This window comes from Streptomyces sp. MUM 2J (assembly GCF_022414535.1).
Taxonomy (GTDB): Bacteria; Actinomycetota; Actinomycetes; order Streptomycetales; family Streptomycetaceae; genus Streptomyces.
In genome coordinates this window covers 1-14491 of record NZ_JADWYM010000028.1, presented here as the reverse complement: position 1 = coordinate 14491, position 14491 = coordinate 1, and the positions used below count along the sequence as shown (strand labels likewise).

Annotated in this window: 13 protein-coding genes; 7 read left to right on the top strand and 6 right to left on the bottom strand. The window is 74.2% G+C overall.

Going from position 1 to position 14491, the window contains the following annotated elements; all coding sequences use genetic code 11:
• Positions 1-35: 35 nt before the first annotated feature.
• Positions 36-1631 (bottom strand): alpha/beta hydrolase, encoded by a 1596-nt coding sequence (locus tag I3F54_RS21640; RefSeq protein WP_240120494.1) that lies wholly within the window; start codon positions 1629-1631, stop codon positions 36-38.
• Positions 1632-1993: 362 nt separating this feature from the next.
• Between I3F54_RS21640 and I3F54_RS21635 the strand changes: the two genes are divergently transcribed.
• Complete coding sequence (locus tag I3F54_RS21635) at positions 1994-2674, top strand: chaplin family protein (RefSeq protein ID WP_308373762.1); 681 nt, start codon at positions 1994-1996, stop codon at positions 2672-2674.
• Positions 2675-2957: 283 nt separating this feature from the next.
• Here I3F54_RS21635 and I3F54_RS21630 read toward each other — a convergent pair whose 3' ends face one another.
• Together I3F54_RS21630 and I3F54_RS21625 are read right to left on the bottom strand one after the other, a co-directional pair.
• Complete coding sequence (locus I3F54_RS21630; RefSeq protein WP_240120493.1) at positions 2958-3221, bottom strand: GlsB/YeaQ/YmgE family stress response membrane protein; 264 nt, start codon at positions 3219-3221, stop codon at positions 2958-2960.
• Between the two features lie 333 nt (positions 3222-3554).
• Positions 3555-3995, bottom strand: coding sequence for an SPW repeat protein (locus tag I3F54_RS21625; RefSeq protein ID WP_240120492.1), 441 nt, complete (start codon positions 3993-3995; stop codon positions 3555-3557).
• A 302-nt stretch (positions 3996-4297) separates the two neighbouring features.
• Here I3F54_RS21625 and I3F54_RS21620 point away from each other — a divergent pair, with 302 nt between their 5' ends.
• Complete coding sequence (locus I3F54_RS21620) at positions 4298-5314, top strand: MerR family transcriptional regulator (RefSeq protein ID WP_240120491.1); 1017 nt, start codon at positions 4298-4300, stop codon at positions 5312-5314.
• An 18-nt stretch (positions 5315-5332) separates the two neighbouring features.
• On the opposite strand, the gene I3F54_RS21615 is transcribed toward I3F54_RS21620, so the two are convergent.
• Complete coding sequence (locus I3F54_RS21615) at positions 5333-6706, bottom strand: deoxyribodipyrimidine photo-lyase (RefSeq protein ID WP_240120490.1); 1374 nt, start codon at positions 6704-6706, stop codon at positions 5333-5335.
• A gap of 51 nt (positions 6707-6757) precedes the next feature.
• Complete coding sequence (locus I3F54_RS21610) at positions 6758-8287, bottom strand: SDR family oxidoreductase (protein ID WP_240120489.1); 1530 nt, start codon at positions 8285-8287, stop codon at positions 6758-6760.
• Between the two features lie 102 nt (positions 8288-8389).
• Between I3F54_RS21610 and I3F54_RS21605 the strand changes: the two genes are divergently transcribed.
• From I3F54_RS21605 to I3F54_RS21590, 4 genes are all read left to right on the top strand, one after another.
• Positions 8390-8878 (top strand): MarR family winged helix-turn-helix transcriptional regulator, encoded by a 489-nt coding sequence (locus tag I3F54_RS21605; protein WP_374205946.1) that lies wholly within the window; start codon positions 8390-8392, stop codon positions 8876-8878.
• 233 nt (positions 8879-9111) lie between these two features.
• Positions 9112-11202, top strand: a complete 2091-nt coding sequence (locus I3F54_RS21600) for an MMPL family transporter (RefSeq protein ID WP_240120488.1) — start codon at positions 9112-9114, stop codon at positions 11200-11202.
• 141 nt (positions 11203-11343) lie between these two features.
• Complete coding sequence (locus tag I3F54_RS21595; RefSeq protein WP_240120487.1) at positions 11344-11694, top strand: YciI family protein; 351 nt, start codon at positions 11344-11346, stop codon at positions 11692-11694.
• 16 nt (positions 11695-11710) lie between these two features.
• Positions 11711-12910, top strand: coding sequence for a sigma-70 family RNA polymerase sigma factor (locus I3F54_RS21590; RefSeq protein WP_240120486.1), 1200 nt, complete (start codon positions 11711-11713; stop codon positions 12908-12910).
• Between the two features lie 11 nt (positions 12911-12921).
• On the opposite strand, the gene I3F54_RS21585 is transcribed toward I3F54_RS21590, so the two are convergent.
• Positions 12922-13734 carry an amidohydrolase family protein gene (locus I3F54_RS21585; protein ID WP_240120485.1) on the bottom strand — a complete coding sequence of 271 codons (813 nt, stop codon included), beginning with the start codon at positions 13732-13734 and terminating at the stop codon, positions 12922-12924.
• Positions 13735-14106: 372 nt separating this feature from the next.
• Here I3F54_RS21585 and I3F54_RS21580 point away from each other — a divergent pair.
• Positions 14107-14491, top strand: a 385-nt coding sequence (locus tag I3F54_RS21580; protein WP_240120484.1) for a transposase, incomplete at its 3' end; no start/stop codon positions are given.

Below are 14491 nucleotides of genomic sequence, written 5' to 3'. Positions count from 1 at the left end.
GCCCGGCCCTGCGGCGCTCGCGGCTGCCGGGCGGCTCACTCGTCCTTCTCGGCCCCGCAGGAGCTGCCGCTGGGCGGCAGGGTGCCGTACAGCAGGAACGCATCGACCTTGCCGTGCACACACGTGGAGGAGCCGTAGCCGGTGTGGCCCTCGCCGTGGTTGTCGAGGACGACCGCGGACGGGCCGAGCCGCTCGGCGGTCTCCACCGTCCAGCGGTACGGCGTCGCCGGGTCGCCCCGGGTGCCGACGAGCAGCATCTTCGGCGTGGCGAGGTCCTTGACCCGCTCGCGTATGAAGTCGGTGCCCTTCGGGCGGCCGTAGCACATCAGCACCTGCGTCAGCCGGTACTCCCCGAAGACGGGGGAGGCGTGGTCGTAGGCGGACCGCAGCCGGCCGAGCTCGCGGGTGAGCCGGGCGGCGTCCGGGCGGTCCGGGTCGTCGGCGCAGTTGATCGCCATCAGCGCCGCCGGCAGGTTGTCCAGCGGCACGTCGTCGGGGTCCACGAGCCCGCTGTGCGGTACCCGCTGCTGCCGCAGCGGCAGGGCGTAACCGCCGGCCGTGAACCCCACGACCCCGCTGGGATCGCCGTCCTCGACCAGCTCGGCCAGGGCGCGCTCCAGCGACGGCCACAGCTCCCTGCTGTAGAGGGCCTGCCCGAAGGCGTCCACCAGGTCCTGGCCGGTGAACGGCTCACCGAATCCGGTCGGCACGGGATCCCGGTCGAGGGACCGCACCAGCCGGACGGCGGCCTCCCGCCCGGAGCGGGCGTCCTGCCCGAGGGGGCAGGCGATGTCCTTCACGCACCAGGCGACGAAGTCCTCCAGCGCCACCTGCTGCCCCCGGGCGCCTGCGAGGCCCTGTTCGGTCAGCGGCTCGGTGAGCGTGTCCACGCCGTCCAGGGCGATGCGCCCCACCCTGCCGGGGAACTCGGCCGCGTAGACCGCGCCGAGCCGGGTGCCGTAGGAGAAGCCGAGGTAGTTGAGCTTCCGGTCGCCGAGAGCCTGCCGTATGACGTCGAGGTCCCGCGCCGCGTCGACCGTGCCGATGTGCTTCAGGACCGGCCCCGAGTGCTTCTCGCACGCGGTGGCCGCCGTCCGCAGCTGCCGCAGCAGGGTCTCGGGGCGCTCGACGCCGTTGCTGCCGTCGATGGCGGCCAGGGCGCTGTCCTGGCCGTCGCCGCAGCTGACCGGCGAGGAGCGGCCGACGCCCCGGGGGTCGAAGGAGACCACGTCGTAGTTGTCGGTCAGACCCATGAAGTCCTTGCCGCCGGCCGCGAGCTGTTCCGTCCCCGCGCCGCCGGGACCGCCGAAGTTCAGCACCACCGAGCCGCGGCGGTGCCCCGTGGCGCGGTAGCGGGCGAGCGCCAGGTCGAGGGTGCCCGCGCCCGGATCGGCATAGTCGAGGGGGACGGTCACGTCGGCACACTGGAGATCCTCCGGCATCCCCCCGCCCGGGCACGCCGACCATGTCACCTTCTGCTGGTAGAACCGGCTCAGGTCGGGGCGCGCGCCGCCGTCCGTGCCGTTCCCGCCGTGCACCGGCAGCGCCGGGGCGAGCAGGGCGAGCCCGGCGGCGACCACGAGGGCACAGCGCGCCGGCGCGGCGCACCGCTTCGACAGCTTGGCCAGCATCGGCGCCTCCACAGGCGCCCCGTCGCGGACCGGATCCGGCGCCCTCGCTCACCATAGGCGGCCCCCCAGGGCTCCGCCTCCCGGCGGACAGGGCCGGCGGAGAGGGCCGGCGCGCCGGGCCCCGCCCCGCGCCCACCCGGCCCCGGGCCGGCTCCCATAGCGGCGTATCGCCGGTTCTGCCCACAGTTCGGCTCATGTGCGCCCGATGGGGGTGAACGGAAGAGAAGCCATAACCCGGACGGTTCGGATGCGTTCTATCCGGTGCGGGCACATGCCCGCGGTCCGGTGCGGGCGAGTGCCCGCGACCAAGTCTGGAAGGCAGGGAACCGATGAAGCGGGTTACCCGAAACGGTGTGATCGCCGTGGCCGCAGCCTCCGGCGCGCTGGTGGCGGCGCCGGCCCACGCCGACTCCGCGGCCGACGGCTCCGCCGCGCGGTCGCCGGGTGTGATCTCCGGCAACGTCGCCCAGTTGCCCGTGCACCTCCCGGTGAACGCCTGCGGCAACACGGTGAGCGTCGTAGGGCTGCTCAACCCGGCCGCGGGCAACACCTGCACCGCCGCCGGTGCCTCGGCCGGCGCACGGGGCGGCTCCGACGATGCCGTGCCCGACGGCGCCGCGGGCGGGGCGCCGGGCACGTCGGAGGCCCGGAGCGAGACGAAGGGGTCCCCGGGCGTGCTCTCCGGCAACGGCCTCCAACTGCCGGTCGACCTCCCGGTCCAGGCCAGCGGCAACACCGTGAACGTGGTCGGCGTCCTCAACCCGGCCATCGGCAACACCGCCACGACCGGGACCGGTGACCGTCCCGAACTCCCCGGGAGCCCCGACCGCCCCGAGACTCCGGAGCCCCGGCCCACCTCACCGCCCCGGCAGCACCCCGTCACCGAGCCGGCTGCCGCGGCGCCGGTGGCGTCGCGGCAGCCGGTGATGACCCTCGCCCACACCGGCGCCGACCTCACCGCGCCCGGCGTGCTGGGCAGCGCCGCCCTGATCCTCGGCGGAGCCGCCCTGTACCGGCGCTTCCGGCCGGGCGCGCAGCGCTGACGGCGCTCGTGTCGGAAGCCCGCCCGTCCGCGCGGGGCACGATCCCGGGGCGTCGCTCCAGCGCCGGAGCGGGCCCGGGACGCGCACCCCGGCCCGTCGGGCGGCTACTGATCGGGGGACGGGCGGGCAGGCACCGACGGTGCACGAGGCGGACCGGCGACAGCCGGCCCGTCCTGCGGCGCCCCGGACTCGCCCCGCTCACCACCACGACGCCCCGCATGCACGGGCCGTGGCCCGTGTCGCCCAGGGCGCCGTGGCTCCGGGAGCCGGGCTCCGCCGTCCGTCAGCGTCGCGCCCGGCTGCGGTCCAGCGCGGCGACGCCGAGCGAGGCGAGACCGATCTGGATGAGCCACTCGATCCAGTCGACGCCCTTGGTGTCGGCCACGCCGAACCCGGCGGCGATCGCCGAACCGAGCAGCGCCGCAACGATGCCGACGGCGATCGTCAACAGGACGTCGATGTGCTGGCGGCCGGGAACGACCAGGCGTCCCAGGACGCCGATGACGGCGCCGATGACGATGGCGCTGATGATGCCCGAGATCTCCATCTTCGCCCTCTCCTCGGGGAAAGTCCGGTTGCCTGTCTCTCTGCCCACGCGGAGCCGGGACACTCCGTTCCGCCGGGGGTTCGCTGCGGGAGTTCGCGCGGCGGTGTGTCCGGGCTCCGGCCCTTCGCCCGTGCCGTCCGTCGCTCCCCGGCCCTTCGCACTGTTCAGGCGTGTGCAACCGCACGCCGGTCGCCCGCGCGGCGCTCGAAGGGGCCGGGCGGGAGGCAGGCGGCGGACGGGCGCGGTGAGGTGCCGAGACGCCGCCGGACCCGTGAAAGGGCCGGAGCCGCGGGATGCGGCCCGGCCCGGTTTCCCTTCCTGGCGGTGCCTGTCCTACGACCGCGGCGTGCTCCTGGCCGCCGTGCCGGCGCACAGCAGCCCGAGGACCACGGCCAGACCGCCGATGACGGCGTTGTTCCAGATGACGCCCGCGTCCGGGCTGTCGCCGACGATCCACGGGGCGACGATCATCCACACGCCCAGGGCGCACATCGCCCAGCTCAGGCCGTACATGCGGGCCGGCGCCGCGGTGAAGCCCAGGGCCAGCACGGTGATCGCCAGGCCGATGATCAGGTTGTGCACCACGAGTGTGGGCTGGCTGGTGGTGTAGTGGACGATCCACGGGGACGCTGCGCAGTACACGCCGAGCAGGAACACCGGTCCGTCCACGAGAGCCACGTCGCGTCCACCGAGCATGCGGGCGTAGCGTGCCCGCATTTCCGAGACATCCGGGTGGGCGGTGATGTCACCCGTGCCGTGCGAGACGTTGGCCATGATCTCGTCTCCTTCGTGCAGGCCCGACCGCGTCTGATGCGGTACGCGGTAAGCGCCGCGTTAACTCCATTTTGCGCTTATTTCGGCCTTATGTGTAGTGGTCGGCAGGGAGACGCGGACACTTTCCCGGGGGCGCATCGGCTCATCCCGGGCAGCCACGTACGACGCTCCTCCCGCCCGGCACCCCTCCCGGGGCGCGCGGGCGGCTCCGGCGCGGGGGTCCGGTCGGCGGCGGCCCGCGCCGGACCGGGGACACCGGCGACCGCGGTTCGCATCGTTCGTGCATCGGTAGAGTCGGCACCATGGATCGGACCGACGACGACTCCGGGGCCGACCACCGCCCTCCGGCCGGTGGTCCCCGCGGCGCCTCCGGTCTCACCACCGGCGCGGTGGCACGCCGCCTCGGCGTGTCGCCCACCACCCTGCGGTCCTGGGACCGCCGCTACGGCATCGGCCCCGCGGTCCGCGGCGAGGGCCGGCACCGCCGCTGGTCGCCGCGCGACGTGGCGATGCTGGAGACGCTGTGCCGCCTGACCGCCGAGGGCGTGCCCCCCGCCGAGGCCGCTCGCGCGGCCAAGGAGTCGGCGGCCGCGCCCGGACCGCCGTCGTCACGGCGGCGGACACCGGCCGCCGGCACCGGCCCGTCGGGCCCCCTGGCGCTCGGCGACGTCCGGCAGGAGTGCCGCGGTCTGGCCCGCGCGGCCGTACGGCTCGACGCCCCTGTCGTCGAGGAACTGCTGACCGCGGCGGTCGAGGAGCACGGCCTCACCGTCGCCTGGCAGGAGGTGATGGTGCCCACCCTGCACGCCGTCGGCCGCACCTGGGAGTCCTCCGGGGACCGGTACGTCGAGGTCGAACACCTGCTGTCCTGGCACGTCTCCACGGCCCTGCGCCGCTGCACCCGCCCTCCAGCGCCGTACGGCGGCCCCGGCCCCGGGCCCGTGATGCTGGCGTGCGTACCCGGAGAGCAGCACACCCTCCCGCTGGAGGCACTGAACGCCGGGCTGAGCGGCCTCGGTATCCCGACGCGCATGCTCGGCGCCGCCGTGCCGGCCGAGGCCCTCACGGCCGCGGTCCGGCGGCTGGGCCCGTCGGCCGTGGTGTTGTGGGCGCAGGCCCGCTCCAGCGCGAGCCTTCCGCTCGCCCGGCACGTCGCCGGCACCCAGTGGGGTGTGCGGGGTGCGCGCCGAAGGCCGCAGGTCGTGCTGGGCGGTCCCGGCTGGGCCGGGCAGCCGGGCCACGGCGTGCTCCGGCCGCCGACCCTCCAGGAGGCGCTGCGGGTCCTGCGGCACGGGCACACCACCGGGGCCACCGGCTGAACGGCCCTGCCGTGCACCTCAGTCCAGTCCGCGGGCCTGCTTGAAGCGAGCCAGCCCCTCCGGCAGGTCGACGACCGGGTCCGGGTAGGAGAGCGCGGCGCGCCGCGCACCGGACAGCTTCCACGGTTCGTGCACCTCGGCGCCCCGCACACCGGACAGCTCGGGCACCCAGCGGCGCACGTACGCGCCGTCCGGGTCGTACCGCTTGGCCTGCGCCAGCGGGTTGAGGACCCGGTTGGGGCGGGTGTCGGTGCCCGTGCCCGCCATCCACTGCCAGTTCAGCTGGTTGTTGGCGATGTCGCCGTCCACCAGCCAGTCCAGGAAGTGGCGGGCGCCCACGCGCCAGTCGATGTACAGCGTCTTGGTGAGGAAGCTGGCGGTCAGCAGCCGCCCCCGGTTGTGCATCCAGCCCTCGTGCAGCAGCTGCCGCATCGCGGCGTCCACGATCGGGTAGCCGGTCCGGCCCTCCTTCCAGGCCTCGGCGTCCGCCTCCGCCGACGGCCCGGACCGCCAGCGGTCGTGCCGGGTGCGGTAGTCGGAGCGCGCCACGTCCTGCCGCGCCGCGAGGACCTGGCGGTGGAAGTCGCGCCAGGCGAGCTGGCGCACGAACGCCTCGGCGCCGGGACCGCCCCCCCGGCGCGCCCGGTGGACGAGTTCGACGGGCGACACCGTGCCGAAGTGCAGGTGCGGCGACAGCCGGGAGGTCGCGTCGCCCGCCAGGTCGTCGTGGCGGTCCTCGTACGACTCCGCGCCCGAGCGCAGCCACTCGGCCATCCGCCGCCTGCCCTCGGTCTCGCCGCCGGGCGCGAGCCCCGCGGACAGCCTCGCCGTACCGTTGCGGGAGGGCAGCTGCGCCGAACCGATCCCGTCGGGCACGCGCACCACCCGCGGGGCGGCCAGGGCGTCCCGCAGCGGCTGCTGCGACCAGTGCCGGAAGTACGGTGTGAAGACGGCGAAGTGGTCGGAGGAGGCAGGGGTGACCGCCCCGGGCGGCACGGCCGTCGTCACCGTGTCGTGGACGTGCAGCCGCCGCCCCTCCGTCTCCAGCGCGCGGCGCAGCCGCCGCTCGCGCCGGTGGGCGAAGGCGCCCGCCTCGGCCGCCAGGTGCACCTCGTCGGCGTCCGCCTCGGCGGCCACCTTGCACACCTCCTCGACCGTGTCGCCGTGGCGCACGATCAGACGTCCGCCGCGCTCGCGCAGCCCCGCGTCCAGGTCGCGCAGGCAGTCGGCGAGGAAGGCGAGCCGGTTGGGCGCGGCGAATCCGGCGCGGTCGACGGCGGGGTCCCGCACGAACACCGGCACCACCGGCCGCGAGCCGTCGAGGGCGGCCCGCAGCGGTGGATGGTCGTGCAGCCGCAGATCGGAGGTGAACACGACGACCGAGACGTTCATGGAGCGGCTCCTGAGCAGAACGGGGAGAGGGCGGTGGGACGGTGGACGGGGTCAGCGTGCGGGCGCGCCCGCACGTTCCTCGGCTGCCGGTGCCCGGGCGGCGGCCCGCGCGATGTTGCGGGCCATGCCGCCGAACACCACGGCGTGGAACGGCGACACGCTCCACCAGTAGGCGTGCCCGAGCAGTCCGTGCGGGTGGAACAGCGCGCGCTGCCGGTAGCGCGTCCGTCCCCCGGCGTCGGTGCCGGCGGCCATCTCCAGCCAGCCCAGACCCGGCAGCCGCATCTCGGCGCGCAGCCGCAGCAGGCGCCCCGGCCGGATCTCCTCCACCCGCCAGAAGTCCAGTGAGTCACCGACCCGCAGCCGGTGCGCGTCGCGTCGCCCGCGGCGCAGCCCGACCCCGCCGACCAGGCGGTCCAGCCATCCCCGGACCGCCCACGCGAGCGGGAACGAGTACCAGCCGTGGTCGCCGCCGATGCCCTCGATCACCCGCCACAGCGACTCGGGCGTGGCCTCGACGGAGAGTTCGCGCACATCGGTGTAGAGGCTGCCGCCGGCCCAGTCGGGGTCGGTGGGCAGCGGGTCGCTGGGGGTGCCGGGCACCGAGGCCGAGGACCACCTGGTGGCCACCTGGGCCTCGCGCACGCGCTGCAGGGCCAGCCGTACGGCCTCGTCGAAGCCGATGGGATGCCCGGGCGGTTCGGGCAGGTAGTCCGCGATGTCGTGCTCGCGGCAGACCACTTCGTGGCGCAGGGACTCCGTGAGCGGGCGGGCGATCGACGCCGGCACCGGCGTGACCACCCCGACCCAGTGGCTGGACAGACGCGGCGTCAGGACCGGGACCGACAGGATCAGCCGGGGCGGAAGCCCCGCGAGCGCCGCGTAGCGGACCATCATCTCCCGGTACGTCAGGATGTCCGGGCCGCCGATGTCGAAGGTGCGGTTGACCTCCTCCGGCAGGCGGGCACAGCCCACGAGGACGCGCAGGACGTCCCGTACCGCGACCGGCTGGATCCGGGTGTGCACCCAGCTCGGGGTGACCATCACCGGCAGCCGCTCGGTGAGGTAGCGCAGCATCTCGAACGAGGCCGAGCCCGAGCCGATGACCACGGCTGCCCGCAACACGGCGGTCGGCACCCCCGAGTCCAGCAGGACGCGCCCCACCTCCGCGCGCGAGCGCAGGTGCGGCGACAACTGCTCCTCCGGCACCCCCGCGGGGGTCAGGCCGCCCAGGTAGACGATGCGCCGCACCCCCGCGGCGCGCGCCTGCTCGCCGAAGACGCGGGCCGCCCGGCGGTCCGTCTCCTCGAAGTCCTTCCCGGTGCCCAGGGCGTGCACCAGGTAGTAGGCGACGTCGACGCCCCGCAGGGCGTCGGCGACCGACGCCGCGTCCGTCACGTCGCCGCCCACCACCGCGGCCCGAGCGGCCCACGGGTGGTCCCGCAGCCGCCCGGGGGAGCGGGCCAGGCAGCGCACCTCATGCCCCGCGTCGAGCAGCTCCGGCACGAGCCGGCCCCCGATGTAGCCGGTCGCCCCGGTTACCAGGCAGGTCAGCCCCGTGTCCGGCACCTCGTCGCGCATCCGTTCCGCACCCTTCTCGTCGACGGCCCCGTGACGACTTCCGCACCACGGGCCGGGACGGATGCGGAAGATGCTTCCGTCGGCGTTCTATACGCTGCTCACGTGGCCACACGGGACGACACGCAGCAGCAGGCAGCCGGAGGGGACCGGCAGGAGGCGCCGGTCGGCCTGCACATCCTCGCCGTGCACCTGCGGCGGATGAACGGAGAGATCAACCGCCTGGTGCACGCCTTCGCCGCGGAGCAGGGCCTGCACGCGACGGACGTCCAGGCGCTCGCCGCGATCCTGGACGCCGACGGCCCGATGACACCCGGCCGGCTGCGCGAGCACCTCGGCCTCACCTCGGGAGCCGTCACCGCGTGCGTGGACCGGCTGGAACGGGCGGGGCACATCCGGCGGGTACGGGAGAGCACCGACCGCCGGGTCGTACACCTGTACTACGCCGCCGACGCGCGGGAGGCCGCCCGGACCCACTTCCGTCCGCTGGCCCAGGCGGCCGAGGCCGCCCGGTCCCGGTTCTCCGACGAGGAACTGGGTGTCGTCCTGCGCTTCCTCGACGCGATGAACGAGGAGCTCTCCGAGGTGCGGTAGCGCTCGGCAGGCCGCGGAGCAAGGGGCGCGGCCGGGCAGAGGTCCGCGGGACCCGGGGTGAGGCTCCCCGCGCCGGAAGAGGACGTTCCGTGGTGCGCATCCGCGGAGGCCCCGCCGCGGGAACACCAGACGTCGGCTACGCTCACGACGGCGATGTAACTCAATCATTGAGATTGTTTCTCATCGAGCTGGATCTGGATCGAGCCCGCAGACCCCCGGAGAACTGGAGGAACATGTCCTCGACCGCCCGCAGGGCCCGTTGGCTCATCCCTCTCTGCCTGCTCCTCGCCTGGTTCGGCATCGGAGGGACGCTGGGCCCGTACGCCGGACGCCTCGGCGAGGTCGCCACCAACGACCAGGCCGCCTTCCTGCCGCGCAGCGCCGAGTCGACCGAGGTCATCGCCGCCCAGCGGGCGTTCCGGGAGGAGGAGGCGCTGCCGGCCATCGTCGTGTGGACCGGCGGCACGAACCTCACCGACCGGCGTGCGGCGGCGACCGGAGCCCTGGCCTCCCTCGCCGGCACCCCGGGGATCTCGGGGACGCCGTCGCCTGCGCTGCTGTCCGGGGACGGCCGGGCACTCGAAGGCGTGGTGCCGCTCCGTCCCGGCCTCGGCGACGACCTCGCCGGCACACTGGACCGCATCCGCGCGGCGGCCGGGCAGGTTCCCGGTACCACCGTCCAGCTCGCCGGGCCCGCCGCCACCCAGGCGGATCTCGCGGACGCCTTCTCCGGTATCGACGGCCTGCTCCTCGGCGTCGCCCTCGCCGCGGTCCTGATCATCCTGCTGCTCGTCTACCGCAGCGTCCTGCTCCCCCTGGTGATCATCCTCGGTGCCGTCTTCGCCCTGGGGCTCGCGTGCGCCGTCGTGTACGTGCTCGCCGACCACCAGGTCGTGCCTGTCGACGGGCAGGTGCAGGGCATCCTGTCCATCCTCGTGATCGGCGCCGCCACCGACTACGCCCTGCTGCTGACCGCCCGCTGCCGTGAGGAACTCGCCCGGCACCACGACCGGTTCGCGGCCGTGCGGGCCGCCGTGCGCCGGTCCTGGGGCGCGATCACTGCCAGCGCCGCGACCGTCGCCCTCGGCCTGCTGGCCCTCTTGCTCAGCGACCTCACCAACAACCGCGCGCTGGGACCGGTCGGCGCGATCGGCATCGTCTGCGCGGTCCTGAGCTCGCTGACCTTCCTGCCGGCCGTCCTGGCCGTCCTCGGCCGCTCCGCGTACTGGCCCGCCCAGCCCCGCGCCGGTGAGGAACAGGGCACCGGCGCCGGCGTGTGGCGCCGCGTGGCCGCCCTCGTCGACCGCGCGCCGCGCAAGGTGTGGGCCGTCACCCTGGCCGGACTGCTGGCCTGCGCCGCCCTCGCCCCGACCCTCACCTCCCGGGGCGTGCCCCTGGACGAGATCTTCGTCGACCGCGCCCCCTCCGTCGCGGCGCAGGAGACGCTGGCGCGCCACTTCCCGGGCGGTTCCGGCAACCCGGCCGTCGTCATCGCCGACGCCGCGAGCCTGGAAACCGTCCTGGAGACCGCCCGCGGCACCGACGGCGTCGCCTCGGCGGGCGCGGTGGCCGCGTCCGGCCGCCCCGGCGGTGAGCCGCTGGTGGCGGACGGGCGGGTACGGGTCGACGTCACCCTCTCCGACACGGCCGACAGCGATGCCGCCAAGGACACCGTGGCCCGGCTGCGCACCTCCCTGCACGCCGTCCCCGGCGCGGACGCCCTCGTCGGCGGCTACACGGCCCAGCAGTACGACACCGTCCGCACCGCCGAACGCGACCTCTCCCTCATCGTGCCCGTGGTGCTCGCCGTCATCTTCGTGATCCTGACGGTGCTGCTGCGCTCGGTGCTGATGCCCGCGCTCCTGGTCGCCACGGTCGCCCTCAGCTTCCTCGCGACCCTCGGCATCTCGTCACCGGTCTTCCGGCACGTGTTCGGCTTCCACGGCACCGACGCGTCCGTTCCCCTGTACGGCTTCGTCTTCCTCGTGGCTCTCGGCGTCGACTACAACATCTTCCTGATGTCCCGTGTCCGGGAGGAGTCGCTGCGCCACGGTGTGCGCCGCGGCATCCTCATCGGCCTGGTCAGCACGGGCGGGGTGATCACCTCCGCCGGTGTCGTCCTCGCCGCCACCTTCGCCGCCCTCGGGGTGATCCCGCTCGCCTTCCTGGCGCAGATCGCCTTCATCGTCGCCTTCGGCGTCCTGCTCGACACGCTCGTCGTGCGGTCCCTGCTCGTGCCGGCCCTGGTCCGCGACATCGGCCCGGCCGCCTGGTGGCCGGGACGGCTGAGTCGAACGGAGGTCCGGGTCCCGGCCGAGGTCTGACCGGCGGCCCGCGCCCGGGCGGACGGGCGCTCCGGGCCGCGCGCGGGGAATTTCCGCGATTCCGCCGGGCGGGGTGTCGATCCGGGGCGGCGCCGTTCGTGTAGGAGGTGGGAGAACAACCGCGACACCCGGGAGGCCGTCATGACGTACTACCTGCTCAGTGTGGTCCAGCCCACCGGCGGCGAACCGCCCGCCCCCGACGAACTGGCCGAGATCACGCGGCGCGTGGAGGCCTACAACCAGGAGCTGCGCGACGCCGGGGCCTGGGTCTTCGCGGGCGGCCTGCACGGCCCCGAGACCGCGACCATGCTGCGCCCCGACGACGGCGACGTGCTCGTCACCGACGGGCCCTACGCCGAGGGCAAGGAGTACCTGGCCGGTCTCTGCCTGATCCGGGCCGCCGATCTCGACGAGGCGATGGAATGGGCCCGGAGGGCGGCCCTGGCCACCACCCTCCCCGTCGAGGTGCGGCCCTTCGCGGACCCGCGCTGACACCACCGCCGCACCGATGACCGACACCGCCGCCGTCGAGGCCGTCTTCCGCGCGGAGTACGGCCGGGCCGTCGCCGTCCTCGTCCGCTTCCTCGGCGACATCGATCTCGCCGAGGAAGCGGTGCAGGACGCCTTCGCCACGGCCGTGCGGACCTGGCCGCGCAGTGGCGTGCCGCCCAGCCCCGCCGGGTGGATCATCACCACCGCCCGCCACCGCGCCGTCGACCGGCTGCGCCGAGAGTCGACACGGGACGCCCGCCACGCCGAGGCTGCCCTGCTGCTCGCCCCCGGCCCGCCCGGTGAGGAGGGACCCGTGCGCGACGACCGGCTCCGCCTGATCTTCACCTGCTGCCATCCCGCGCTTGCCCCGCAGGTCAGGGTCGCCCTGACCCTGCGCCTGCTCGGCGGCCTCACCACGGCCCAGATCGCCCGCGCCTTCCTGGTGCCCGAGCCCACGATGGCCCAGCGGCTGGTCCGGGCCAAGGCGAAGATCCGCAAGGCGCGCATCCCCTACCGGGTGCCGCACGACGCCGATCTGCCCGAACGCCTCAAGGGCGTGCTGGCGGTCGTGTACCTGATCTTCAACGAGGGCTGCACCGGTGATCCGGAGCTGTGCGACGAAGCCGTACGCCTCGGCCGGCTCCTGGCGGAACTCATGCCGGACGAGCCGGAGGCCGTCGGCCTGCTGGCGCTGATGCTGCTGAACCGGTCGCGCCGCCCCGCCCGCACGGACGCGTACGGCGCACTGGTGCCCCTGCCCGAGCAGGACCGCACCCTCTGGGACCCGGCCCTGATGGCCGAGGGACGCGAACTCGTCCGCCGGTGCCTGCGCCGCGGCCGGCCGGGACCGTACCAGGTGCAGGCCGCGATCCAGGCCGTGCACAGCGACGCACCCACCCCCGAGGCCACCGACTGGGGGCAGATCCTGCACCTGTACGACGTGCTGATGGCCCTCGCGCCCGGCCCCGTCGTCGCCCTGAACCGGGCCGTCGCGGTCGCCGAGACCGAGGGGCCGGCCGTTGCCCTGGACCTGGTCGACGCCCTGGACCTCGACCGGTACCACGTCTTCCATGCCGTCCGGGCCGACCTGCTGCGCCGCCTCGGGCGGGACGCGGAGGCGATCCGAGCCTATGCCTCGGCCATCGCGCTCAGTGACAGCGCCGCGGAGCGGGCCGTCCTGGAACGCCGCGCGCGCGGGCTCGCCGGGGGGCAGTAGGCGCTGCCGGGCTACAGGGCGAAGACGCGGCGGGCGTTGCCGGACAGGAACAGCTCGCGTGCTTCCCCGTCGAGTTCCAGCCGGTCCAGGTGTTCCAGGGCTTGGGCGGGGGTGATCATCGGGTAGTTCGTGCCGAAGAGGACCTTGCGGCGGCCCCGGCCACGCAGGTAGTCCACGAGTTCGGGCGGGTAGCGGCGCGCGGTGTAGGCGCTGGTGTCGATGTAGACGTTCTCGTGCTTGTCCGCGACCGCGATCATCTCCGTCGTCCACGGGTAGCCGATGTGCCCGCAGACGATGGTCAGCTCCGGGAAGTCCAGCGCCACCCGGTCGATGTAGGGGATCGGCCGCCCGGTCTCCGACGGCTTGAGCGGGCCGGTGTGCCCGACCTGGGTACAGAAGGGGATACCGAGTTCCACGCAAGCCGCGTACAGCGGGTAGTACAGCCGGTCGGTGGGCGGCAGCTCCCACAGCCACGGCACCACCCGCAGGGCAACGAACCCCAGCTCCTGAACCGCCCGTCGCAGCTCCCGCACCGCCTCCACGGGCCGGGCCAGGTCGGCGCCCGCCACCCCGCGCAGCCGGCCGCCCGCCTCGGCGACGAACCCGGCCACCTCGTCGTTGCTGATCAGCGCCCCCTGCGGCCCGTACCAGGCAGCCGACAGACCGGTCTCCACGTCCGCCGCCTCCAGTGCTGCCACCGTCAGTTCCACCGGCAGCGCCTGTTCCAGGAGTCCGAGCCCGGTCCACCTCCGCAAGGACTCGAACATCTCGTGATTGGAGTGGCGCAACGTCGGATGCTGCATCCAGGCATCGATGACCGGCACGGTTCTGGCCCCTTCTCCCGGCCGCTGCGGTGAACAGACCCCACCAGCGGCTAAGCGATCGCTTAACCGGACTCTAGCGAGAACTCGGCTCGTGGGCTACCAATCAGTAGGGATGTGCCGGTACCGGCCGGCCGGGCTCTGCAAGAGTCTGGCACCGGGCCCTCCCGCGACCGGCAACGTCGACCCGCGAAGGCTGCGCCCTGATCGGCCAAGGCCGAAGCGCCGGACAGGGGCCTTGAGGGCTTGGTGCACGATCTGGCAAGGATGTTCAAACTGCCTCTGTGAGGACTCCGTTGGGAAATCCGCAGAATGGCGGTGACTGGCCGTCCGGACTGCCATGATCGGCCTGTTCGTCGAGCGAGGGTGGGCTGGATGTCATTGGAGCCGCGGGCTGATCGCGGGGTGCCGGAGCTGACCGCGCGGGTGGTGCGGGCGTCGTTCCCGAAGGGCACGCCGGCGGTCCGTATCCGTGAGGCACTCGGTCCACTGTTCAAGGACGAGTCCTTCGCTGAGGCGTTTCCGGGGCGGGGTCGGCCGGCGGTCTCGCCGGGGGCGCTGGCGTTGGTCTCGGTGCTGCAATACGCCGAAGGACTCACCGACCGGCAGGCCGCTGACCAGGTCCGGGCCCGGATGGACTGGAAATTCCTCCTCGGCCTGGAGCTGGACGACCCGGGATTCGACTTCTCCGTCCTAGGGCGTGTTTCGAAAGTCCCGCCTGCCTGGCGGCGTCTGGCACGCACGCTCGCCGCGTTGTCGG

What these genes read in the sequence shown, in the direction of transcription:
- I3F54_RS21595 (WP_240120487.1), top strand. Translation starts at nt 11,344, where the DNA reads ATGACGTACTACCTGCTCAGTGTGGTCCAGCCCACCGGCGGCGAACCG.
- I3F54_RS21625 (WP_240120492.1), bottom strand. Translation starts at nt 3,995, where the DNA reads ATGGCCAACGTCTCGCACGGCACGGGTGACATCACCGCCCACCCGGAT.
- I3F54_RS21610 (WP_240120489.1), bottom strand. Translation starts at nt 8,287, where the DNA reads ATGCGCGACGAGGTGCCGGACACGGGGCTGACCTGCCTGGTAACCGGG.
- I3F54_RS21640 (WP_240120494.1), bottom strand. Translation starts at nt 1,631, where the DNA reads ATGCTGGCCAAGCTGTCGAAGCGGTGCGCCGCGCCGGCGCGCTGTGCC.
- I3F54_RS21620 (WP_240120491.1), top strand. Translation starts at nt 4,298, where the DNA reads ATGGATCGGACCGACGACGACTCCGGGGCCGACCACCGCCCTCCGGCC.
- I3F54_RS21630 (WP_240120493.1), bottom strand. Translation starts at nt 3,221, where the DNA reads ATGGAGATCTCGGGCATCATCAGCGCCATCGTCATCGGCGCCGTCATC.
- I3F54_RS21615 (WP_240120490.1), bottom strand. Translation starts at nt 6,706, where the DNA reads ATGAACGTCTCGGTCGTCGTGTTCACCTCCGATCTGCGGCTGCACGAC.
- I3F54_RS21590 (WP_240120486.1), top strand. Translation starts at nt 11,711, where the DNA reads ATGACCGACACCGCCGCCGTCGAGGCCGTCTTCCGCGCGGAGTACGGC.
- I3F54_RS21600 (WP_240120488.1), top strand. Translation starts at nt 9,112, where the DNA reads ATGTCCTCGACCGCCCGCAGGGCCCGTTGGCTCATCCCTCTCTGCCTG.